We start from the raw sequence: 21484 nt of genomic DNA on the forward strand, positions 1-21484 counted from the left end.
CGGCGTCGTATCGGGATGGTTCCGAACGATCCCGTCTCAAATGTTCACAACGACCACACGGAGCCGTGAGATTTGAGGCGTTTATGCGTGGCCATCTAACATATTCGACCCGGGCAGTGGCGGGTCATCCGATGCACGGACTGATGGAACGACTTCACGCAACGACCCTAGAGACCAGTCGATCTCCGGCCAATTCTTGACAGAATGCCGCAGCCCGCCTGCCCCGCAAGCAACCCGCATTCAGCCTTGCGCGGCGAGCGCCTTCAGCCGGTAGAGCTCCTCCAGCGCCGCTTTGGGCGACAGGGCATCCGGATCGAGCCTGGCCACCGCCTCCGCAAGTTCGAGATGCGGGGTTTTTGGCGGCTTGTCCGAGATACTGCGGGCTTCTTCGGCCTGTCGGTCGAGCGCGGCCGAGAACAACGGCAGATCGTCGATGAAGGCGGTGCGCCTCGCCTGGCTGCCGCCCTTCTCGAGCTCGGCAAGGACGTGCCGCGCCCGCTCCACGACGCTTGCCGGCAGGCCTGCGAGCCTTGCCACCTGAATGCCGTAGGAGCGGTCGGCGACGCCGGCCGTCACCTCGTGCAGGAAGATCACCTCGCCCTTGTATTCCTTCACCCGCATCGTCGCATTGCGGATCCGGGAGAGCTTCTTGGCGAGCGCCGTCATCTCGTGGAAATGCGTGGCAAAGAGCGCCCGGCAGCAATTCGCCTCGTGGAGATGCTCGACGGTGGCAAAGGCCAGCGACAGCCCGTCATAGGTCGCCGTGCCGCGGCCGATCTCGTCGAGAATGACCAGTGCCCGCTCGCCCGCCTGATTGAGGATCGCGGCGGTCTCGACCATCTCGACCATGAAGGTCGAGCGCCCTTCCGCGAGATCGTCGGACGCCCCGACGCGGGAGAACAGCCGGTCGACGACGCCGATATGGGCGCTTCCGGCCGGTACGAATGCGCCGATCTGGGCGAGCACGGCGATGATGGCGTTCTGGCGGAGGAAGGTCGACTTGCCGCCCATGTTCGGCCCGGTGAGCAGCCAGATCGCGCCCTTGCCGTCGCCGTTTTCCGGCGAGAGATCGCAATTGTTGGCGACGAAGGGATCCCCCGAGCCGGCCTTCAGCGCCGCCTCGACGACGGGATGCCGGCCGCCCCCGATCGCAAAGGCGAGCGAGGCGTCCACATGCGGCCGCGTCCAGGCCGCCTCGACGGCGATTTCGGCGAGCGCTGCAGAGACGTCGAGGACGGCGAGCGCTTCGGCACCCCGACGCAGCGCCTCGGCCGAATCGAGCACCGCGACGCAAAGTTCGTCGAAACAGGCAAGTTCGATCGCCAGCGCCTCGCTCGCCGCGCCGGCGATCCGGCTTTCGAGGCTGCTCAGTTCCTCGGTCGAAAAGCGCATGGCGTTCGCCATGGTCTGGCGATGGACGAAAATCGCTCCGCCATCGCCGGACTTGAGCGTCCTGGCATTCGCCTCGCTGGTCTCGACGAAATAGCCAAGGACGTTGTTGTATTTGATGCGAAGGCCGCGGATCCCCGTTTCTGCGGCGTAGCGGCTTTCGAGTTCGGCGATCACCCGGCGGGAATCCTCGCCGAGAGCCCTCGCCTCGTCCAGCGCCACGATCGCACCCGGGCGGACGAAGCCGCCGTCGCGCTTCAGGTGCGGCGGTGCGTCGACGAGCCGCGCCGCGAGCGCTTCGGCGAGGTCGCGTGGCAACGCCTGGACGGCATCGCGGGCGGCTGCCAGCTCGGCCGGCAGGTCCGTCGAAAGACCGTCAGCGAGCGTCAGGGCCGCGTCCAGACAGTCGCGCACGGCGCCAAGGTCGCGCGGGCCGCCACGGCCGAGGGCCAGCCGCGACAGCGCCCGCTCGCAATCCGGCAGCCCCGCCAGCGCCTTGCGCAAAGCGCGCCGCAGGTCAGGATCGTCGACGAGAAAGGCGACGGCGTCCTGGCGCTCGGCGATGGCTCCCGGGTCGGTGAGCGGCGCGGCAAGCCGCGCGGTCAAGAGCCTCGAACCGGCGCCGGTGACCGTCCGGTCGATGGTCGACAGGAGCGAGCCTTGCCGCCGGCCGGACAGCGTGCGGGTGAGTTCGAGCGAGCCGCGCGTCGCCGGATCGATCTCCATGGTGGTGCCGGCCGAGACCTGCACCGGCCGCTCCAGCATCGGCCGTGCCGCAAGCTGCGTCTTGCCGAGATAGGCGATGAGGGCGGCAGCCGCCGAAAGCTCGGCGCGGGAGAAGCGGCCAAGCCCTTCCAGTGTCGCGACGGAGAAGAACCGGCAGATCCGCGCCTCGGCGGTCGAGCCGTCGAAGAAGGCCTGGGGCTCCGGCCGCACTGCCCGGCCGAAGCGCTTCAGCCGCGGCGCGAAGGTCTCGTCATGAAACAGGTTCTCGGCAACGACGATCTCGCTCGGCTCGATCGCCGCGATCTCGGCCTCGATGCGCTCCGGGCTGACCGCCGCGGTGCGGAAATTGCCGGTGGAAAGATCGGCCCAGGCAAGCGCGTAGTCCGGCGCCTCGCCGCCGCCGATCCGGCTGAGCGTCATCAGATAGTTCGCCCGCCCCGGCTCGAGCAGCGCCTCTTCGGTGATGGTTCCCGGCGTCACCAGGCGCACGACGTCGCGCTTCACCACCGATTTCGCGCCGCGCTTCTTCGCCTCGGCCGGATCCTCCATCTGCTCGCACACAGCGACCCTGTGGCCGAGGGCGATCAGCTTCTGCAGATAGTCGTCGGCGGCATGGATCGGCACGCCGGCCATCGGGATGTCCTCGCCGAGATGCTTGCCCCGCTTGGTGAGGGCAATGCCAAGAGCCCGCGAGGCCTCGGCGGCATCCTCGAAGAACAGCTCGTAGAAGTCGCCCATGCGGTAAAACAGCAGGCAGTCCGGATTGGCCGCCTTGATCTCGATATACTGGGCCATCATCGGCGTCGGGGCAGCGTCGCTGGTCATCGGCCGAAAAACACCTCGTCGAACATCATGCGAAAGCCGGCCGGACTGGCGGCGGATATGCCGCGCCAATGTCTCCGATCACGCCGGCCGACCGAAGGGACTGGGGCAAATCGCTATCGGGGCTGGAAGTGCGAGGCAAGCCGGACCCACCGGCCATCCCCGCGATTTCGCCGCAGCGAGGAGGAGATGATGCGACACCCGCCTTCAAACCGGGCCGTGCAATCCCCAATTGCCAGGCGCATTCGCGCCAGAGCGGCGAGCGGCCGATTGGATGCCCCAACGACGCTCTGACTGATTGAACCGCCGCATCGTGCTTTCCGAATATCGATTCCGATTTTCGGGCGGATGCTGCAGCGGCCTTGCAATTGCCGGCCCACTCAGCTTCCGTTCATCGGGGCGATGCGATGTAGACAGCCGATTCCCCGTGCGCCTCTTGCGCGTTTCGGGATTTCGAGAAGAGAGGGAAGTCCCGATGCCGACCAAACCGATGCGCCTTGCCATCGCCGCGCTCTTCGGCCTCCAGGTCGCAATGCTCGCTCCGGCCCTTGCCGCCGACGAGAGGGTCAACGTCCTCGACTATGCGCTGGCCCATCCGACCGACAATGCCCGCCTGCCGGCGCCGCCCGCACTCGGCGATTCGGTCCCCGGCTCGGTCAAGCTGCAGCAGCCGAAGGGCAGCCGCACCTTCGCCTATTTCTACTATGGCGGCCAGCCGATCATCGTCGACCTGAAGACCCGCAGCATCGTGCGCATCGGAGGCTGATGCCCGGACCGCCGGCGGGCGCGTCCGCGCTCAGCCGGCTTAGCCTCAGGCGGCGAAGCGGCTGGCGTCGGCGCCGTAATGGCCGACATAGCGCGGGTTGATGTTTGCCCGCGGCAGCACGATCAGGACGTCGGTGGTGCCGAACTGGTGGTCGACGACGGCGCCCTCGCCGACATAGCCGCCGAGCCTCAGATAGCCCTTCAGGAGCGGCGGCAGCACCGCCAGAGCCCGGCGCTGGTCGATATTTGCCGGCACGTCGTCGAAGAACGTTCCGCGGTGCGTGTGGGCGCGCACCCGCCACTCCTCAGGCGCCGAGGCATTGGCCTGCAGGAAGCCGAGCGGCGCCGCCAGCGTCGCGGGGTCGGTGCCGGCGAGCGAGGCACAGCCGAACAGGACGTCGACGTCGTGGGCGATCACATAGGCCCAGATGCCCTGCCACAGGAGCTCGACGGTCCGCTTGCCGCGATAGTCCTTCAGGACGCAGGAGCGGCCGAGCTCGAGGAAGCGCTTGCCCGGATGGCGGGCGAGCATCGGCGCGATGTCGAATTCCTGCGCGGTGTAGAAGCCGCCGGCAAGCGCCGCCCGCTCGCCGCGCATCAGCCGGTAGGTGCCGACGATCCGGCTGGCGATGGAGCCGCCACGGGCGTGGTCGATGACGAGGAGGTGGTCGCAATAGCGGTCGAAGGAATCGCGGTCGCGCCGGGTCATCTTCTGCAGTTTCGAGGGCTGGGCGCTCATCTCCTCGTAGAACACCCGGTAGCGCAGCTGCTGCGCCGCCTTGACCTCGGCAGCGTTGCGGGCGAGCCGGACCTCGAGGGTGCCGAGACGTCCAAGCAGCGGCGCCGCAGGGTCGAAGCGTCGGACGAGATGCAGGATCTTCGCCGGCATCTGGCCGAAACCGCCCGTCCCGCCATCCGCACCGATCTTCCGGAACGCAATCGGCCTCAGGCGCCGCATCCCGGGTCGTCGGGGGTCGCCGTCATCGAGGGCGACATGCCGGGAATTGTTCGCGTCGCCCGCGATCCCGAAACCTTGAGCCGTCATCCCTGTTCTCCATCGACCACGGGCTTTCCTTCCAGCTTTACGAAGTTTCAACAACGTTTTCGTGACTGGAACCCTGCACAATATGACGCCTGGCACTGCTGCAAAACAAGGCCGCGGGCCGAGAAGCTGCCATGTCGAGGCTAGAGAGCCTGCCGCGTGGCCGTCCTTAACGGTCGAATGTCGCGACCACCCTGCCGCGAATCTTCCCATCGACGATGTCGCGGGCCGCACCGATGAGATCGTCGAAGCCGATGTCCGTGGCGATCGCATCGAGCACCGACTGGTCGAGATCCTCGGCAAGGCGCTTCCACGCCGCCTCGCGCTTTTCCAGGGGTGCCATCACCGAGTCGATGCCGAGGAGCGAGACGCCGCGCAGGATGAAGGGTGCGACCGAGGCCGGCAGGTCCATGCCCTGGGCAAGACCGCAGGCGGCGACGGCGCCGTGATATTTCGTCGAGGCGAGGACGTTGGCGAGGGTGTGGCTGCCGACGGCGTCGATGCCGGCGACCCAGCGCTCCTTGCCGAGCGGCTTGCCGGGCTCGGAAAGCTCCGCCCGCTCGATGATCTCGCTGGCGCCGAGGCTCTTCAGATAATCGGCCTCGGCAGGCCGGCCGGTGACGGCGAGCACCTCCCAGCCGCGTCTTGCCAGAAGCGCGATGGCGAAGGAGCCGACGCCGCCATTCGCGCCGGTCACCACCGCCGGCCCGTCTTTCGGCGAAAGGCCGGCCTGTTCGAGCGCCAGCACCGAGAGCATCGCCGTATAGCCCGCCGTGCCGATCGCCATGGCATCGCGCGGCGTGAACCGTTCCGGCAGGGCGACCAGCCAGTCGCCCTTCAGCCGGGCAAGCCCGGCATAGGCGCCATAATGGGTCTCGCCGACGCCCCAGCCGTTCAGCACCACCTTGTCGCCCGGCGACCACCGCGGATCGTCTGACCGCACCACCGTGCCGGCGAGATCGACGCCGGGGATCATCGGCCAGCGCCGCACCACCGGCGACTTGCCGGTGATGGCGAGCCCGTCCTTGTAGTTGACCGTCGTCGCCTCGACCGTCACGTCGACATTGCCGTCCATCAGGTCGTCCGGCGAAAGCTCGACGACATCGACAGACTGCCTCTTGGCTTCATCGCGCGAAATCAGGATTGCCCGGAACGTCTCGGCCATCGCGGCCTCCCCTTCTTGGCGCCGGTTCAAGCTGCCATCTGCGGGCATTCCGGCGCTCGTTCGTGTCACCGACTAGCACAGACTGCCGGAGAATGCCTTGTCAATCGGCATCACTGCCGGCCCTTTCCCGGCCGGACGCGCCGGTCCGGGCGAGAATGAACTCGTCGAGGAGAATGATGATCGCCCCGACGGTGATGCAGGCATCGGCGAGGTTGAACACCGCGAAGTCGAAGGCCGGGGTGTGGAAATAGACATAGTCGACGACGTAGCCGAGGCGGACGCGGTCGATCAGGTTTCCGATGGCGCCGCCGACGATGACGGCGAGGCCGAAATGGGTGAGCCGGCGCTCCGCCGGGGTCTTCCACCAGAGATAAAGCACGACCGCGAGGACGGCGGCTGCGAGCAGCGACAGGCCGATATCGCCAAGCCCGGCGAACATCGAGAAGGCGATGCCGGTGTTGCGGGCATGATAGAGCGCCAGGAACGGCAGGAGCTCGATCGCCGAGCCAAGCGGCATGGTGGCGACGACGATCGCCTTGACCAGCTGGTCGAGCAGGACCGAGAGGGCGACGACGACGATATTGGCGACGAACAGCCGGCGGGTCATAGGGTGAGCGCTCCCCGCCGCGCCTCGAACAGCATGACGCCGGTGGCGACGGCGAGGTTGAGGCTGTCGGCGCGCCCGGCCTGGGGGATCCGCACGAGGGTGTCGCAGGCGGCGGCCATCTCGTCGGAGAGCCCGGCCTGCTCGTTGCCCATGAAAAGAAGCGTCGCAGCCTTGCCGTAGTTCGGTTCGCGAAAGTCCACCGTGCCGGCCATGTGGGTTCCGACGATCTGGCCGGTAAAGCAGGAGCGCCAGGCGAGGAACTCCGCTTCCTTCGCCCGCAGGACCGGGACGGCGAAGATCGAGCCCATGGTCGCCCTCACGGTCTCAAGCGAAAACGGATCGACGCAGTCGCCGACGAGGATCACCGCCTTCGCCCCCGTCGCATCGGCGGTGCGCAGGATGGTGCCGAGATTGCCGGGATCGCGCACCCTGTCGAGGGCAACGGCGACCTCGCCCGGCTGCAGCGCCAGTCTTCCAAGCGGCGTCAGCTGGCGCCGGAAGACGCCGATGGCGCTTTGTGGGTTGTCGCGCCTTGCGATCGCCTCCAGCACCTTGGCGCTCGCCTCGATGACGTCGGCGCCGATGCCGACGGCCCGCGACACGGCGCGGGTCAAGATCTCGCTGCCGCCCTGCAGCGCCGCCTTCGACACCACCAGGGTCTTCAGCTCCCAGCCGGCATCGAAGCCGTCGAGAACGAGCTTCAGACCCTCGACGAGGAACAGGCTGGTCTCGTCGCGGTGGCGCTTCTGGGCGAGCGCGCGGATGTCCTTGACGATCGGATTGGCGGCGCTGGCGATCTCCTTGATCCGGCCGGGCGCGGCGAGCCCCCCGCCGGAGCGGCGCGTCGAAGAGGGTCCGTCAGTCATCGGCAATCCAGCGGCTAAAAAGCGAGGTCGAGAGCAGTCTCGGTTCGGCGCCGGCCTCGCCGATCACCAGTTCGCCGGCTTCGATCCGGCCGTGAAGGCCGCGAAAGGCTTCGCCCATCAGCGCCCCGAGCGAATAGAAGGAGGAGCGGATCGAATAGGCGGTGAGGATGACGCAGTCCGGTCTGTCCGAGAGGATGGCTCTGGTCAGCGCCACGAGATAGGACAGGTCTTCGAGGAGCTGCCAGGTCTCGCCCTTCGGACCGCGGCCGAATTTCGGCGGATCGAGAAGGACGATGTCGTAGCGGCTGCCGCGCTTTGCCTCGCGCTCGACATAGCGCACCGCGTCCTCGCAGATCCAGCGGATCGGACGCTCCTGAAGGCCGGCCATCTCCTGGTTCTCGCGGGCCCAGCCGATCGCCTTCTTCGAGGCGTCGACATGGGTGACCTCGGCGCCGGCCCTTGCGGCGATCAGCGAGGCAAGGCCCGTATAGCCGAAGAGGTTGAGGACGCGCGGCGTCACGCCGTCGGCAATCCGCCTGGCGATCCGATCCTCGACGAAGGCCCAGTGCGCCGCCTGTTCGGGAAAGACGCCGACATGGCGGAACGAGGTGAAGCGCCCGAGATAGGACAGCCCGTCATGGGCCAGAGGCCAGGTCTCGCCGAGCGGCTCGCCCGGAAACTGCCAGCGGCCGAGCCCCTCCTCCTCGACATCGCCGGAAAACACCGCGTCGGTGCGCTCCCAGTCCTTCGACGCGAGGCGCCGCGGCCAGATCGCCTGATTCTCCGGCCGCCGGATGCGATAGTCGCCATAGCGCTCGAGCTTCTCGCCGTCGCCGCTGTCGAGGAGTTCGTAGTCGGCGCCGGGCGAAACCGTCAGCACCACGGGAGCGACGAATTCCGGCCGTGGCCCCGCCGGCGCCGTGAGTTCCAGCCGTTTTGCCGGCGGGCTAGCAGCCTCGCGGCCGGCGGCATGCCCATCAGCATGGCGCGCGTTTGTGGGGCGCGCGTCCGTGGGGCGCTCGTCGGCGGGCCGCCCCCGCTGCGGCCGTCCGGCCGGGCCTTGTTTCGGCGGGGCGTCCGCCGTGCCGGCGCGCCGCTTCTGCCGGCTGCCGCGGGCGGCATCCGGAGCGCTCGATTGCTGCGGTCGGCGGCTGCGCGCCAAGGCCCTGCTCCTTGCGGGTTCTGCCGGCCCTGCCGGTCAGTCGCGCTCTCTATCGGTTCTCGTACGGCTTGGCAAAGCCGTGAAAACCGTCAAGTTAGGGGCCTCGTGCGATCGGGCACGCGGCCGCGCCATCCGGCCGAAGAGATCAGGGGAGGACGATCATGGATCTGAACGGCGAATACCGGCTGCCGGCGAGCCGCGAAACGGTGTGGGCGAAGCTCAACGACCCGGAGGTGCTGAAACGCTGCATCCCCGGCTGCGAGGAGCTGGAAAAGACCGGCGACAACGAAATGAAGGCGACGGTGACGGCCAAGGTCGGACCGGTGAAGGCGAAGTTCAACGGCGAGGTCCGGCTCGAGAACATCAAGCCGCCGGAGAGCTATTCGATCGTCGGCGAGGGCAAGGGCGGCATTGCCGGCTTCGCCAAGGGCGGCGCCGACGTCCATCTCGCCGAAGACGGCGCCGAGACGATCCTCACCTACAGCGTCAGCGCGCAGGTCGGCGGCAAGCTCGCCCAGCTCGGTGGCCGGCTGATCGATTCTTCCGCCAAGAAGCTATCCGGTCAGTTCTTCGACAATTTCGCCAAGGAGGTCGAGGCGGCGGAGACCGGCGGCGAAGTCGGCGCTTGAGAGGGGGCCAGTCCGGCACCGGCCCGGAAATCGACGTGGATTTCCGGTAAGCCCCTTGATGTACAAGCAATGTGTCAGAGCGCTCAGGCCGCGTGGCGCTCTCGACGAGATGCAGCGTCGGCCGGAGAATCGCAATCGATTTTCGGGCAGCGCGACGCGGTGATCGAATAGGTGCGAGCGTTGCCTGCGCGTCCGAATGGAGCCGGCTCGCTCCAGGGACATGCGGGCATCGGACCTGCAGCGGCGGACGAGAGCCGGGGAAACGACGGTGAGCGACATCAAAGAGCAGCCAGAATTCTTCGAGACGCCCGGCAATCCGGCGCCGGACAATCTCGTCCCCGGCTTTCTCCTCACCTCCGACAAGCGCCGGCTGCGCTATGCCATCGCCCATGTCAGGGGCCCGTCGCGGGGCACTGTGGTGCTGCTGCAGGGTCGCAACGAGGCGATCGAGAAATATTTCGAGACGATCGGCGACCTCAATGCTCGCGGCTTTTCCGTCGTCACCTTCGACTGGCGTGGTCAGGGCGGCTCGGAGCGGCTGCTGCGCCGGTCGCGCCTCGGCCATGTCCGGCATTTCGGCCAGTATCTGACCGACCTCGAATGCGTGATGCAGGAGGTCGTGCTGCCGGACTGCCACCCGCCCTATCATCTGCTCGCCCATTCGATGGGTGGGCTGGTCGCGCTGCATGCCTCGTCGCGGCTGTCGAACACCATCGAGCGGATGGTCCTCCTGGCGCCGCTGATCGGTTTCGCCGCCAGCTTTCCCTCGGTCGCCATGCTTGCACGCCTCGCCAACGCCGCGCGCTGGCTCGGCTTCGCCAGCCTGCCGGTGCGCCGCTCGATTCCCGGCAAGATGCCCCATGCTGCGGACAATCCGCTGACCTCGGATCCCCGGCGCTACGCACGCAACCGGCGTCTTGCCGAGGAGGCGCCAGAGCTGTTCCTCGGCAGCCCGAGCGTTGCCTGGCTCGCGGCGGTGACGCGGGCGATGCGGCGGTTCGAGCGCTCCGCCGAAATCGCCGCGCTGTCGGTGCCGACGCTGTTCGTCGTTGCCGGTGCGGACCGGGTGGTCTCGCCGGCCGCAGCCGAGAAGCTGGCTTACCGGATGCGCTGCGGATCGAGCCTCACCATCCCGCTCGCCCGGCACGAACTGCTGCAGGAGGCCGATCCCTTTCGCGAACAGGCGCTGGAAATCTTCGATGCCTATGTCGGAAATGCGAGCTCCGCCGATCAGCCGAGCCTCGCAGCCGAATAGCCGCGCCTTTCGCCTCCGGACGATCTGCGTTCAGCCGGCGAGGATCGCCGCCGCCGCCGCATGGAGCTCAGGCGTCGCCGCCGCGAGGACGTCGCCGCCGGCTTCCGGCCGTCCGCCGGAAAAGGTCGTGACGACGCCGCCCGCCTGCTCGACGATCGCGATCAGCGCAGCGATGTCGTAGGGCTTCAGCCCGCTTTCGACGACCAGATCGACATGGCCTGCCGCAAGCATGGCGAAGGCATAGCAGTCGGTGCCGAAGCGGGTCAGCCGGGCGCGTGCCTCCAGTTTCTCGAAGCGTTCCAGGAGACCGCCCGCAAAGAGCCGCGGCGAGGTGGTGAACAGTGTCGCAGCCTCCAGCGACGTCGTCTTCCGGGTCGCAAGCCGCCGCGGCGCTTCATCGCCGCGCTTCAAGAACGTGCCGCTGCCGTCGGCATAGAAGCGCTCGCCGGTGAATGGCTGGGACATCAGCCCCAGCCTTGCACGGCCATCGACATAGTGGCCGACGAGGGTTCCCCAGACCGGAATTCCGGCAATGAACGCCCGGGTGCCGTCGATCGGGTCGATGACCCACTGGCGAGCCTCGCCGCCCGGCGCGGCGGCCGTCTCGCCGAACTCCTCGCCGAGGATCGCGTGGTTCGGGAAATCCCGCCGGATCAACCCGACGATCGCCTGCTCGGCCGCCCGGTCCGCCTCGGTGACCGGATCGAAGGCGCCCTTCCCGAGCTTGTTGTCGACGCCGCCGCCTGCCCGAAACCGCGGCAGAGTCTCGCGATCGGCGGCATCCGCCAGGGCCATCAGGAATGTCGCGTCAGGCTCGGCCATGGGACTCGCTTTCACTGGCGTTCTTGGCAAGCGCCGGCGCTCATGCGACGCAGGCGGTCTGCTGGGCTTTCGATATCACGCTGACGGCGAAGGCCTTTCCGGTCGCGCGGACACCCGCGCAGGACAAAGGCTTGCCGCGACGGTTTGCCACATTTCTCTTCACGGAAACGTGATAGAAGGGGCAGCAAGTATCGGTCAAGACCGTTGACATATTCGGCACCGCAACATAGCTTTTGCGTTGCGGCATCCGTGCCGCTGCCCTTATGGGCGTTTCCTCCCTAGACTTCAGACCGCGCTGCTTCAACGCAGTGCGGTTTTTTTTGCCTGAAATCCGGCCTGGTTTCGACTGCCTGCCGACACGCGTCTCTTCGCCGCGAAGACGGGGAGTTCCCGCCTATTCCGCTGCGGCGGGCCGCGCGGAATAGTCGGCCGCGACGTCGGCCGCAAACCGCTCGACGAAGCCCGACAGCTGCTCCTTCAGCCGCAGGAAGCCGTGGTGGGGGCGGAAGTTGATCTCGTCGGCATAAAGGCCGCGATTGATCTCGATCTGGATCGCATGGAGGCCGATGGCGGGGCGCCCGTAGTGCTCGGTGATGTAGCCGCCGGCATAGGGCTTGTTGCGGGCGACGTCGAAGCCGAAGACCGACAGATGCGAGGTCGCCATCGCGACGAAGCGGCTGGAAGCGCTGGTGCCGTAGCGGTCGCCGATGACGATGTCCGGCCGCCGGCCGCCGGGCAGCGCCCTGACGCTCGACGGCATCGAATGGCAATCGATCAGGATGGCGAAGCCGAACTGCTCGCGGGTGCGCATCAGCAGCGTCTCGAGCGATTTGTGAAACGGCCGGTAGATCGCGTCGATCCGCCGCATGGCCGCCGCGACCGGCATCATGCCGCGATAGATCTCCTCGTTCTCGGCGACGATGCGCGGCACCGTCCCGAGACCGCCGGCAACCCGCAGCGAGGCGGAATTGGCAAATTCCGGCAGGGCGTCACTGAACATCTTCGGGTCGAGTTCGAACGGCTCGCGATTGACGTCGAGATAGGCCCGCGGGAAGCGGGCGCGAATCAGCGGCGCGCCGAAACCGGGGGCGAAAGCGAAGAGATCGTCGACGAAAATGTCCTCCGAGCGGCGGATCGCCTCCCGTCCGAGGCGCGTCGCCGCCATCAGGTCGTTCGGGTAGTCCCGCCCGCTGTGGGGCGAGCAGAAGACGAACGGAATCGCCGGTTCGGATGGCTCGACGATCTCGAAGGCCGGCACCAGGCCATCGCTGGTCTTCAGTGTCGGAATGTCCGTCAATCGTCCCTCTTCGAAAGGTTATGCCGGAAAACTAGGGCCGTCGCGCCGATTGCGCCAATTCCTTTTAGAAAATATTGGACCTATCTGGTATGAAATTCGTGTAAGAATGGGGTGATAACGAACCGGCCGGCCCGGCCAATTCGGATTTTGGGAATGTCGAAGATACTGCTTGCTGAAGACGATAACGACATGCGCCGGTTTCTGGCGAAGGCGCTGGAGCGCGCGGGCTACGAGGTGGTCGCGTTCGACAATGGCGGCAGCGCCTATGAGCGGCTGCGCGAGGAACCTTTCTCGCTGCTTCTGACCGACATCGTCATGCCGGAGATGGACGGCATCGAGCTTGCCCGCCGGGCGACCGAGCTCGATCCGGATCTGAAGGTGATGTTCATCACCGGCTTTGCCGCCGTGGCGCTCAATCCCGATTCGAAGGCGCCGAAGAACGCCAAGATCCTTTCAAAGCCCTTCCACCTGCGCGAGCTGGTCGACGAAGTCGGCAAGATCCTCGAAGACGCCGCCTGATTCCGCCTGACGGCTGAAAGCGCCGCTGGCCGGCGTGCCGGCAAGGAAGACAGGCGATCGGCCGCTGCCGGCTGAGGCGGGCGGCGATCAGCTTGGACAAGGCAGGCGGCGGTCAACCGGGACGGGACGGGCAGCGATCGGCTTGGGCGCGAGACGAGGGCTACCCACGGGCGAGCACCAACGCGCTCTGCCGCTCCGGCCCGGCGCGGCCGGCGGCCTCGGTGGTCGGATAAGCGAGGCTTCAGACAGCCCCGTCACGCCACCGTCGCAAATCTTCGCCGGTGCCGGTTTTCCCTGTTGACGGATCGCGCGGTCCTGTGGTCTATGCCGCTCCGTCGAATGGGCGTGTAGCTCAGCGGGAGAGCACTTCGTTGACATCGAAGGGGTCACAGGTTCAATCCCTGTCACGCCCACCATTCGGCTCCACAACATGAGTTTTTCGCTCTCAGAACAGAAGAGCGGGTTCTGCGTAGTCTGCTGAGAGGGCTCCGGCGCTCCGCGTCACCTTGGCCTGGCAAGCGGTTTCGATGTTCGGGCCGGCGCCGTCGCAACAGAAATGGTCAGGCCCTTCCAGCGTCAGCGGCCCGCCTGGCGCTTTCGATCCGCCACCATTCCCGCATGTAGAGGTCGCGCTCAGCGATCACGTCGCGCAGATCGACTTGCGATCTCCTGCGCAGATAACCCGTCTCTGCCAATTGGTCGCAACAGGCCTCTGCGTCGATCAGGAATGGCCCCTGCAGGTTCGGGTGAGGAGGTAGCGGGTTCAGGACATTGACCAGATAGTGGCTGTCATATGAACCGATGGCGTCGTCGATCGCCGGAAAGGTCGTGCTGATGGTGGCGTTTCTTGCCAGATAGCCGACCTGTTCGGCTCGCTGGCAATAGGCGAGGCTGTGCATGGCCGAGCCGATGACCCCGACGATCTGGCGGGCATTGGCGAATGCCGCAATCTGTTCCTGCAGTGACGCCTCCGTCGGGTCGAGCGTTTGAAACCCCTCGCGCTCGAGCGCCTTTTGAACCGTTGCTTCGCCGAACGCGCTGCCTACCCCGCGACCCCGGACGACGTAGAGACGTTCGCCGCGGCCCGTTGACGGAAGCTTTTTCGCCACTTCGCGGAACGGCCGCGTAAAGGCCTTGCTGGCCCAGACCTGCACGACGAGCGAGGCGTCGGGAATGGTCAGCCTGCCGACCCGGACGGCCATGTTGCGCGGCACGAAGACGGCGTCGATGCCCAGCATGGAAAAGAACGTCCGCGCGAAGCTCGCAATGCCGGTCGACATGACCTGAAAAATCACCGGCCCCTTGTAGCCCGATTCGACCACCCACCAGAGCCGGGCCGTCGTCTCCACCATGAAATGCCCGAAGTGCTCGAAATAGCATCCGCCGTAAACGGCTTCCGCAAAGTGCTCGACGGGAAACTTCGAGACGTCGTCATAGGCGATCGCAAGCTCGGTGGCCTTGCCCCCGATATTGCGCTGCAGTCCGGTTCCCGGAATCATCCGGCCGCTTTCATCGTAGACGCCGCCCCTGAAAGACAGAGGCCCGCGCGACAGGATGGACGGCGGCGGCACGATGCAATTGTCGTGGATCGAAACGGTCGGCTCGCCGCCCAACCGGTTCTTGAGGATGACCTCCCGCTGAATATTCGAGACGTCTCCGAACACGTATTTCATGACGCGCACTCGTTACCGATTGGCGAAGGCGGTGTTATAGGGAACCGCCGGATCGGCCGCCAGCGCTAAGGCAAGCCAGATATCGACGACACAGCATGGTGCAGCGAGGTAGCGTTGTTCAACTACAATTTACGACATTTCGACGAGACTCTCTTCGCCAAGCTGCGCAGTTTTCGCTATGCACCGCGTAACTTCAAAAGTCTGAACGAGGATATCGGCTATTTTTTCTCGCGGATCGACTATTATGTCAGCCTGGAATCGCTCGTTCGGGGCTATCCAGTCGGCAAGTTGCTGCGAGAGAATTTCAGCGGCGGCCTCCTGAACTATCTTCTGGCAGCGAAAAACGCCGGGTGTTTCGGTCATTTCGGCAATGCGGTCGACCCGGTCCGCTTCGCTGTGCACTTTCCGACCAGCGAAACGACCCTGATCTGGATCCCGAAGAACGCCAACACGGCGGTCAAACGCCAGCTCCTGCAATTCGAACCGGAAGAGAGGCGAGCCAAGATCCGCAAGCATCTCTTTCACGAGACGCTTCAGGCGGAGTTCGGCCTCGATCGTTTGACCTGGGCAAAGGCCCGGCCGGAGAACACCACGATCGTCGTCAGAAACCCGTATGAACGCATCGTGAGTTGCTATCTCGACAAATTCGCCGGCCCGGTCATGCGGGGCGGTGAATTCGAAGGGTTCGTGAAGACTCACATCGGAGCGGCCCTCGCTCTCCTCGACATCGATGCCCCGCCGGAGCGATCGCTGTCATTTGCCGAATTCATCTCCTATGTCGAGCACACGCCAGCCTACGCCTGGGACGATCACTGGCGCCCGCAGTTCCCGTTCACATTTGCCTATCCCGATGCCCGGCTCATTCCGACGTCGCGGCTGGATCTGCTGACGCCTCGCCGACCCGTCAAGCGCGCGAACGCTTCGGTCGGAGCCGAATTCCGGCCCGCCGAGAAGCTGACGGGAGAGTTTGCAGAAACGCTGCCGGAGAAGCTGACGTCCAGCTCGATCACCAGCTACAACCAGCTGGTGACGCCCTCGCTGATGGCTCGGCTGCGGATGCTCTACGGGGCCGACGAGCCGCTCTGGGAGAAGGCGCTGGCGACCGCCGCTGCCGACAGGGCGCCTGCCCGGAAAAGGCGACAATAGCGCTTGCCGGGCGATGCGTGGCAGGGAGCCGATCGAAGATCGATGTCGTCAGGCCTGCCTGCACTGCCCTCGGCGCAGGCTGACATCGAACGCGAAGTCCCGCTTCGCCGCAAACGGGGGCAAGTCCACCACGACCACAGGCCAGCGGTCAGCTGTCGCCCATCGCCGCGGCCTTTTCGGCGAGATGCCGGAGATAGGGTGCAACGTCGAGGCCGCGCCCGGTCGCGGCTATCAGGATCGCCTCTGGCGTCCTTGAGCGGCCGAAGCGATGGACGTTGTCGCCAAGCCAGCTTCGCAAGGGCGCGTAGTCGCCAGTGTCGAGCCCTTCGGCGATGCCGGGCTTCGTCGCCGCCGTCTCGAAGAGCTGGGCGGCCATGACGTTGCCAAGCGTGTAGGTCGGGAAGGATCCGATCATCCCCGACGACCAGTGGACGTCCTGCAGCACGCCGAGCATGTCACTTTCGACCTTCAGGCCGAGATAGGCCTCGACCTTCTCCGCCCAGAGCGCGCGAACGTCCTTCACCGCCACCTCACCGCAGATCAGCGCCGCCTCGATCTCCGAGCGCAGGATGATGTGGAGATCGTAGGTCAGCTCGTCCGCCTCGACCCGGATGAGGCTCGGCCGCGCGACATTCACCGACCGCCAGAACTCTTCGGGCGAGACGTCGCCGAGCTGCTCAGGAAAGACGTCCCGCAGAGCGCCGAAATGCAACTCCCAGAAACGCCGCGACCGACCGACCCGGTTCTCCCACAGCCGCGACTGGGATTCGTGCATGCCGAAGCTCGCGCCGCCAACGGCGTAGAGATTGATGAAATCGGTGGTGAAGGCCGAGCGGGTGAAGGCGGGATCAATCCCCTGCTCGTACATGCCGTGGCCGGCCTCGTGCCAGACGGCGAAGAGGCCGCCGGGCAGCCAGTTCTCCCGGAAGCGGCCGGTGATCCTGACGTCGCCGCGGGTGAAGGAAATCTCGAAGGGATGCACCGTGTCGTCCAGCCGACCGCGGGAAAAGTCGTAGCCCATGCGCGCGGCGATTGCGCTCGCAAAGCGCTTCTGGCCGTCGACGGGATAGGAGCGGTCGAGAAAATCGGTGCGCGGTCGCGGCTTGCCGAGCGCCTGATCGATCAGCGGTAGCAGGCCGGCCTTGATCTCCCCATAGAGCCCCTGCAGCCGCGCCCAGCTCATGCCCGGCTCGTAGCCGGCGACCAGCGCGTCATAGGGATGGCCGTCATGGCCGATCGCCTCGGCGATCTGTCGCTGGATCTCGACGGTGCGCGTCAGCAGCGGCGCGAATGCGTCGAAGTCGTTCGCCGCCCTCGCCTTCGCCCAGACCGCCTGGCCGCGGGTCTTCAGCTCGGCCGCCTCAGCGAGAAGGGATCCGGGAATGCGCGACAGGACAGCAATTCCGTCGCTTGCCGCCCGCACAGCCCTCAGGCGTGGATCGTCCTCGGCGGCGCCCCGCAGATCCTCGAGGGCGGAGTCGATCGTCCTCTGCATTCCCGAGCTGACCGCAAGTAACCGTGCGTAGTCGGTGACGGTGGCGAGTTGGTGCCCCCGTGCCTCGACGCCCCCCGGCGGCATCATCACCCGTGCATCCCAGACGAGGAGATTGGCCGTGCAGAGGAGGTCGTTGATCCGCGCGACTTTCTTGGTGAATGCGGCATAGCTCACGGCGATCGGCTCCGGCAACGATTGTGACGTTGGACTGATATGGCTCAGGCGGGCGCCTTGACACTGGCGACAAAGGTCGGAGTGCCAAACTCACTCAGATGACACGCCGCCCGGTGGCCCCTTCCGCGTTCGCCGAGCAGCGGCCGCTCGGCGAAGCAGCGCTCGAAGGAAAAAGGGCAGCGGCTGTTGAACAGGCAGCCCTGCGGCAGATCGAGTGGGCTCGGCAGCTCGCCCCTTGCCGCCGCCTGTCGGCTGCGGCGCCCGGGATCGAGCTCCGGCGCCGCATCCAGAAGGGCCTTCGTATAGGGATGGCGTGGGGCGGAGAACAGCGCCTCGGTCGGGCCGATCTCGATGACCTTGCCGAGATACATCACCGCGACACGGTGGGAGATGTGGCGCACCAGCCGAAGATCATGGGCGACGAAAACGACGGTCAGCGACAGCTCTTCCTGCAGCTGCAGGAGGAGGTTCACCACCTGCGCCTGGACGGAGACATCGAGCGCCGAGACCAGCTCGTCGGCGACCAGCACGTCCGGCTCGACGCACAGCGCCCGGGCAATGCCGATGCGCTGACGCTGGCCACCGGAAAATTCGTGCGGATAGCGCCCGGCGGCGTCCTGCGGCAGCCGTACGAGATCCAGCAGCTCGGCGATGCGGGCGGAAATATGCCGCCTCGGCCGCATCTTGTGGACCGACAGGGCCTCGCCGAGGATCTGGCGCACGGTCATGCGGGGATTGAGCGACGAATAGGGATCCTGGAAGATCATCTGGACCCGGCGGTTGAAGGCCCGGCGCTCGGCCCCGGCGAGTTCGCCGATGTCCCGCCCCTCGAAGCGAACGCGGCCGTCGTCAGGGTCGAGCAGCCGGACGAGGCAGCGCGCGAGGGTCGACTTGCCGCAGCCGCTCTCCCCAACAATGCCGACCGTCTCGCCGCGGTGAACCGACAGATTGACGCCGTTGAGCGCGTTGACGGCAAGCCGTGGACGGCCGGCGATACGGCCAAGGATCGACTGTGGCATCGGGAAGCGCTTGACCACTTCCTCCACCGACAGGAGCGGCACATCGCCCGGTTTTTCCCCCAGCGTCATGTAGCAGCCGCTTCCGCCGCGACATCCGCCTGGCGGAAGCAGGCGACCATGCGGCCCGGCGCGATCGCCTCCAGTGCAGGGCGGCGCTCGATGCAGCGCTCGACCGCGAAGTCGCAGCGCGGATGGAAGGCGCAGCCGGCGGGGATGGCGGCAAGGCTCGGCGGCGTTCCCTCGATCGATGTCAACAGCGTGCGCTCTGCCCCGCCGCGCGGCACCGAGCCGAGCAGGCCGCGCGTATAGGGGTGATGCGGCTCGGAAAAGACTTCCGTCACCGAGCCGGACTCGACGATCCTGCCAGCATACATCACCGCCATGCGATCGCAGGTCTGCGCAACGACGCCGAGATCGTGGGTGACGAAGACGACGCTCATCGAAAACTCGTCGCGAAGATCGAGGATCAGCTTCAGGATCTGATCCTGAATGGTGACGTCGAGGGCGGTGGTGGGCTCGTCGGCAAGCAGCAGCCTCGGATTGCTGGCGAGCGCGATGGCGATCATCACCCGCTGCTTCATGCCGCCGGAGAACTGGTGCGGGAAGTCGCCCAGCCGGCGCTCCGCGGCGGGAATGCCGACGAGGTCGAGAAGCTCGATCGCCCGCGCCCGGCGCTGGCGACCGTCGAGACTGGTGTGAGCGCGAAGGTTCTCCTCGATCTGGACCCGCACCGTCAGCACCGGATTGAGCGCCGTCGTCGGCTCCTGAAAGATTATCGCGATCTTCCCGCCACGCACCCGGCGCAGTTCCCGCTCGCGCATCGACAAAAGGTCGCGGCCCTGCCACAGGACAGTTCCCGCGACCTTGCCCGGTGCATGGACGAGGCGCATCAGCGAGCGCAGCGTCACGCTCTTGCCGGAGCCCGACTCGCCGACGAGGCCGAGCACCTCGCCGGGCATTACGTCGAAGGACACGGCGTCGACTGCCGTCACCGGGCCGCCCGGCGTCTCGAACACCGTCGTCAGATCCTTGACGCTCAGCGCCGGCTCGAAGGCCGTGTCGGTGACCGCGCTCATCTCTTCGTCCTCAGGAGTTCGGCAAGGCCGTCGCCGAACAGCGAAAAGCCGAGGCCGGTGACGACGATGGCGACCCCCGGGAAGACCGAGATCCACCAGGCCGTGGACATGAAGTTCTTGCCGTCGGCGATCTGGACGCCCCATTCGGCGGCCGGCGGCTGGGCCCCGAGGCCAAGATAGCCAAGCGATGAGCCGAGCAGGATCGCCAGCGCCATGTCGGTCATCCAGTAGACGATCGCCGGGGTGATGGCATTCGGGAGCAGGTGGCGGAAGATGATGCGCGCCGGCGTGTAGCCCATCGCCCGGCCGGCATCGGCATAGTCCAGCCGCTTCTGCACCTTCACCTCGCCGGCGACGAGGCGGCCGTAGAACACCCAGTCGATGACGCCGACGGCGATGTACATGTTGGTGAGGCCCGGCCCCAGCACGGCGACGATGGCGATGACGAGAACCAGGAACGGAAAGCTGATGACCGCGTCGACGACCCGGCCGAACAGCGTCTCCGTCAGCCCGCCGGCATAGCCGACCAGCGCGCCGACGATGACGCCGACGATCAGCGGGCCGGTGGTCGCGAAGATCGCGATCTGCATGTCGACCGTATAGGCGTGGATCACCCGTGCGAAGACGTCGCGGCCGAAGCTGTCGGTGCCGAAGAAATGCGAGAGGCTCGGCGGCGCGAGGATGGCGTTGTAGTCCATCGCGATCGGATCATAGGGCGCGAAGATCGAGGGAAAGACCGCCAGGATCAGGCTGATACCGAGGATCAGCCCGCCGAGGACGAAGGTCAGCGGCAGACGTGCGACGCGGATACGGCGCCGGCGCGGCTGGGCTGCGGGAGAGATCGCGGTCACTGCGCCACTCGCGGATCGAGCCAGGCCTGGAGGATGTCGGTTAAAAGAAAGGTCAGCGACACGACCACCGCAAGGGCGAGCGTAAGCCCTTGCACCACCGGGTAGTCGCGACCGTAGATCGATTCGATCATCAGCCGGCCGGCGCCCGGGATGGCGAACACCGTTTCGGTGATCACCGCGCCGCCGAGCAGCGTGCCGACCTGCAGGCCGAACAGGTTGATGGTCGAGATCAGCGCATTGCGCAGGACATGGCGGGTCATGATGACGCGCGAGCGCAGGCCCTTGGCCCGGGCGAAATCGACATATTCGGCATCGACGACGCCGATGATCGCCGCCCTCAGATTGCGCATCAGGATCGCTGCCAGGCTGAGGGCGAGGGTCAAGGCCGGCAGGAACAGATGGTAGAGTTGATCGAAAAAGCCGTTGCCGAAACCGCCGACCGGGAACCAGTGGAGCTGCGCGCCGAAGACGGTGAGGAGGATGAGCCCGACATAGAAGACCGGCATCGACAGGCCGACCTGGAACGAGCCGCGAATGGCGTTGTCGGCGAGACGGCCACGCCGCGTCGCGGCAACGAAGGCGAGCGGCACCGACAGGACGAGCGCGATCAGCGCCGCCATGATCGTCAGCATCAGGGTGACCGGCAGGCGATCGGCGATCAGGCTCGCCACCGAGACCTTCAGGTGGATCGAATTGCCGAAGTCGCCGGTCGCGATGTTCTTCACGAACACGAGGAACTGGACGGGCAGCGGCTGGTCGAGCCCGAGTTCGGCATTGATGCGAACGACATCCGCGTCCCTCGCGCGGTCGCCGAGAATGGCGCTCGCCGGGTCGCCCGGCAAGAGCCGCACCAGAACGAAGATCACCACCAGGATGAAGGCCAGGGTGGGGATCAGCTGCAGGAGGCGGCGGGCGATGAAGCTGAGAAGGGCCAAGAAGCCGATCCGATCCGTGCTGTCAGGACGGGGCGGCGGGCGGCCGGGA

At 66.5% G+C, this 21484-nt stretch carries 19 protein-coding genes and 1 tRNA gene; 6 read left to right on the forward strand and 14 right to left on the reverse strand.

What is annotated here, in order from left to right; all coding sequences use genetic code 11:
• Window positions 1-240: 240 nt before the first annotated feature.
• Complete coding sequence (gene mutS / locus E3C22_RS08870) at window positions 241-2940, reverse strand: DNA mismatch repair protein MutS (RefSeq protein ID WP_245514855.1); 2700 nt, start codon at window positions 2938-2940, stop codon at window positions 241-243.
• 472 nt (window positions 2941-3412) lie between these two features.
• Here mutS and E3C22_RS24450 point away from each other — a divergent pair, with 472 nt between their 5' ends.
• Window positions 3413-3703 carry a hypothetical protein gene (locus E3C22_RS24450; RefSeq protein WP_167591695.1) on the forward strand — a complete coding sequence of 97 codons (291 nt, stop codon included), beginning with the start codon at window positions 3413-3415 and terminating at the stop codon, window positions 3701-3703.
• Between the two features lie 45 nt (window positions 3704-3748).
• On the opposite strand, the gene olsB is transcribed toward E3C22_RS24450, so the two are convergent.
• The 5 genes from olsB to E3C22_RS08900 all read right to left on the reverse strand — a co-directional run bounded on the left by olsB (window position 3749) and on the right by E3C22_RS08900 (window position 8544).
• Window positions 3749-4591, reverse strand: coding sequence for a l-ornithine N(alpha)-acyltransferase (gene olsB, locus E3C22_RS08880; protein WP_245514856.1), 843 nt, complete (start codon window positions 4589-4591; stop codon window positions 3749-3751).
• A 322-nt stretch (window positions 4592-4913) separates the two neighbouring features.
• Window positions 4914-5909 (reverse strand): acrylyl-CoA reductase (NADPH), encoded by a 996-nt coding sequence (acuI, locus tag E3C22_RS08885; protein ID WP_134761625.1) that lies wholly within the window; start codon window positions 5907-5909, stop codon window positions 4914-4916.
• Window positions 5910-6009: 100 nt separating this feature from the next.
• Complete coding sequence (gene lspA, locus E3C22_RS08890; RefSeq protein ID WP_134761626.1) at window positions 6010-6516, reverse strand: signal peptidase II; 507 nt, start codon at window positions 6514-6516, stop codon at window positions 6010-6012.
• Complete coding sequence (locus tag E3C22_RS08895; protein ID WP_134761627.1) at window positions 6513-7382, reverse strand: TrmH family RNA methyltransferase; 870 nt, start codon at window positions 7380-7382, stop codon at window positions 6513-6515. The genes lspA and E3C22_RS08895 overlap by 4 nt, the downstream gene beginning before the upstream one ends.
• Window positions 7375-8544, reverse strand: coding sequence for an RsmD family RNA methyltransferase (locus E3C22_RS08900; protein ID WP_134761628.1), 1170 nt, complete (start codon window positions 8542-8544; stop codon window positions 7375-7377). Before E3C22_RS08900 ends, E3C22_RS08895 begins: the two co-directional genes overlap by 8 nt.
• A gap of 161 nt (window positions 8545-8705) precedes the next feature.
• Here E3C22_RS08900 and E3C22_RS08905 point away from each other — a divergent pair, with 161 nt between their 5' ends.
• Together E3C22_RS08905 and E3C22_RS08910 are read left to right on the forward strand one after the other, a co-directional pair.
• The gene (locus E3C22_RS08905; RefSeq protein ID WP_134761629.1) at window positions 8706-9173 is read left to right on the forward strand and encodes an SRPBCC family protein; all 468 of its coding nucleotides are present in this window, start codon (window positions 8706-8708) and stop codon (window positions 9171-9173) included.
• Window positions 9174-9441: 268 nt separating this feature from the next.
• Entirely contained in the window at window positions 9442-10428 is a 987-nt protein-coding gene (locus E3C22_RS08910; RefSeq protein WP_167591696.1) for an alpha/beta fold hydrolase, read from the forward strand.
• Between the two features lie 30 nt (window positions 10429-10458).
• On the opposite strand, the gene hisN is transcribed toward E3C22_RS08910, so the two are convergent.
• Window positions 10459-11250, reverse strand: coding sequence for a histidinol-phosphatase (gene hisN / locus E3C22_RS08915; protein ID WP_134761631.1), 792 nt, complete (start codon window positions 11248-11250; stop codon window positions 10459-10461).
• A gap of 394 nt (window positions 11251-11644) precedes the next feature.
• Window positions 11645-12547, reverse strand: coding sequence for an N-formylglutamate amidohydrolase (locus E3C22_RS08920; protein ID WP_134761632.1), 903 nt, complete (start codon window positions 12545-12547; stop codon window positions 11645-11647).
• A gap of 153 nt (window positions 12548-12700) precedes the next feature.
• Between E3C22_RS08920 and cpdR the strand changes: the two genes are divergently transcribed.
• Both cpdR and E3C22_RS08930 read left to right on the forward strand, forming a co-directional pair.
• Window positions 12701-13066, forward strand: a complete 366-nt coding sequence (cpdR, locus tag E3C22_RS08925; RefSeq protein WP_083592809.1) for a cell cycle two-component system response regulator CpdR — start codon at window positions 12701-12703, stop codon at window positions 13064-13066.
• A gap of 341 nt (window positions 13067-13407) precedes the next feature.
• Window positions 13408-13482: transfer RNA gene (locus E3C22_RS08930), tRNA-Val, on the forward strand.
• A gap of 144 nt (window positions 13483-13626) precedes the next feature.
• Here the strand turns inward: E3C22_RS08930 and E3C22_RS08935 are convergent.
• Window positions 13627-14739, reverse strand: a complete 1113-nt coding sequence (locus E3C22_RS08935; protein ID WP_134761633.1) for a glycosyltransferase family 61 protein — start codon at window positions 14737-14739, stop codon at window positions 13627-13629.
• Window positions 14740-14853: 114 nt separating this feature from the next.
• On the opposite strand from E3C22_RS08935, the gene E3C22_RS08940 reads away from it, so the two are divergent.
• Window positions 14854-15885, forward strand: a complete 1032-nt coding sequence (locus E3C22_RS08940; RefSeq protein WP_167591697.1) for a sulfotransferase family 2 domain-containing protein — start codon at window positions 14854-14856, stop codon at window positions 15883-15885.
• Between the two features lie 148 nt (window positions 15886-16033).
• Here E3C22_RS08940 and E3C22_RS08945 read toward each other — a convergent pair whose 3' ends face one another.
• Genes E3C22_RS08945 through E3C22_RS08965 form a run of 5 tightly spaced genes read right to left on the reverse strand, consistent with a single transcriptional unit; the run spans window position 16034 to window position 21435 of the window.
• Window positions 16034-17554 carry a carboxypeptidase M32 gene (locus tag E3C22_RS08945; RefSeq protein WP_134761635.1) on the reverse strand — a complete coding sequence of 507 codons (1521 nt, stop codon included), beginning with the start codon at window positions 17552-17554 and terminating at the stop codon, window positions 16034-16036.
• A 44-nt stretch (window positions 17555-17598) separates the two neighbouring features.
• A complete protein-coding gene (locus tag E3C22_RS08950) occupies window positions 17599-18642 on the reverse strand; it encodes an ABC transporter ATP-binding protein (protein ID WP_134761636.1) in 1044 nt (347 codons plus the stop codon).
• On the reverse strand, window positions 18639-19649 hold the full coding sequence (locus E3C22_RS08955) for an ABC transporter ATP-binding protein (protein WP_134761637.1): 1011 nt from the start codon (window positions 19647-19649) through the stop codon (window positions 18639-18641). Before E3C22_RS08955 ends, E3C22_RS08950 begins: the two co-directional genes overlap by 4 nt.
• Window positions 19646-20500, reverse strand: coding sequence for an ABC transporter permease (locus E3C22_RS08960; protein WP_245514858.1), 855 nt, complete (start codon window positions 20498-20500; stop codon window positions 19646-19648). The genes E3C22_RS08955 and E3C22_RS08960 overlap by 4 nt, the downstream gene beginning before the upstream one ends.
• Entirely contained in the window at window positions 20497-21435 is a 939-nt protein-coding gene (locus tag E3C22_RS08965) for an ABC transporter permease (protein WP_134761638.1), read from the reverse strand. The genes E3C22_RS08960 and E3C22_RS08965 overlap by 4 nt, the downstream gene beginning before the upstream one ends.
• Window positions 21436-21484: the final 49 nt, after the last annotated feature.

This window comes from Jiella endophytica (assembly GCF_004519335.1).
In the GTDB taxonomy this organism is placed as follows: domain Bacteria; phylum Pseudomonadota; class Alphaproteobacteria; order Rhizobiales; family Rhizobiaceae; genus Jiella; species Jiella endophytica.

Excerpts from the sequence above, each read along its gene's own strand:
- mutS (WP_245514855.1), bottom strand. The coding sequence starts at position 2,940 with ATGACCAGCGACGCTGCCCCGACGCCGATGATGGCCCAGTATATCGAG.
- E3C22_RS24450 (WP_167591695.1), top strand. The coding sequence starts at position 3,413 with ATGCCGACCAAACCGATGCGCCTTGCCATCGCCGCGCTCTTCGGCCTC.
- olsB (WP_245514856.1), bottom strand. The coding sequence starts at position 4,591 with ATGCCGGCGAAGATCCTGCATCTCGTCCGACGCTTCGACCCTGCGGCG.
- acuI (WP_134761625.1), bottom strand. The coding sequence starts at position 5,909 with ATGGCCGAGACGTTCCGGGCAATCCTGATTTCGCGCGATGAAGCCAAG.
- lspA (WP_134761626.1), bottom strand. The coding sequence starts at position 6,516 with ATGACCCGCCGGCTGTTCGTCGCCAATATCGTCGTCGTCGCCCTCTCG.
- E3C22_RS08895 (WP_134761627.1), bottom strand. The coding sequence starts at position 7,382 with ATGACTGACGGACCCTCTTCGACGCGCCGCTCCGGCGGGGGGCTCGCC.
- E3C22_RS08905 (WP_134761629.1), top strand. The coding sequence starts at position 8,706 with ATGGATCTGAACGGCGAATACCGGCTGCCGGCGAGCCGCGAAACGGTG.
- hisN (WP_134761631.1), bottom strand. The coding sequence starts at position 11,250 with ATGGCCGAGCCTGACGCGACATTCCTGATGGCCCTGGCGGATGCCGCC.
- cpdR (WP_083592809.1), top strand. The coding sequence starts at position 12,701 with ATGTCGAAGATACTGCTTGCTGAAGACGATAACGACATGCGCCGGTTT.
- E3C22_RS08935 (WP_134761633.1), bottom strand. The coding sequence starts at position 14,739 with ATGAAATACGTGTTCGGAGACGTCTCGAATATTCAGCGGGAGGTCATC.
- E3C22_RS08950 (WP_134761636.1), bottom strand. The coding sequence starts at position 18,642 with ATGACGCTGGGGGAAAAACCGGGCGATGTGCCGCTCCTGTCGGTGGAG.
- E3C22_RS08955 (WP_134761637.1), bottom strand. The coding sequence starts at position 19,649 with ATGAGCGCGGTCACCGACACGGCCTTCGAGCCGGCGCTGAGCGTCAAG.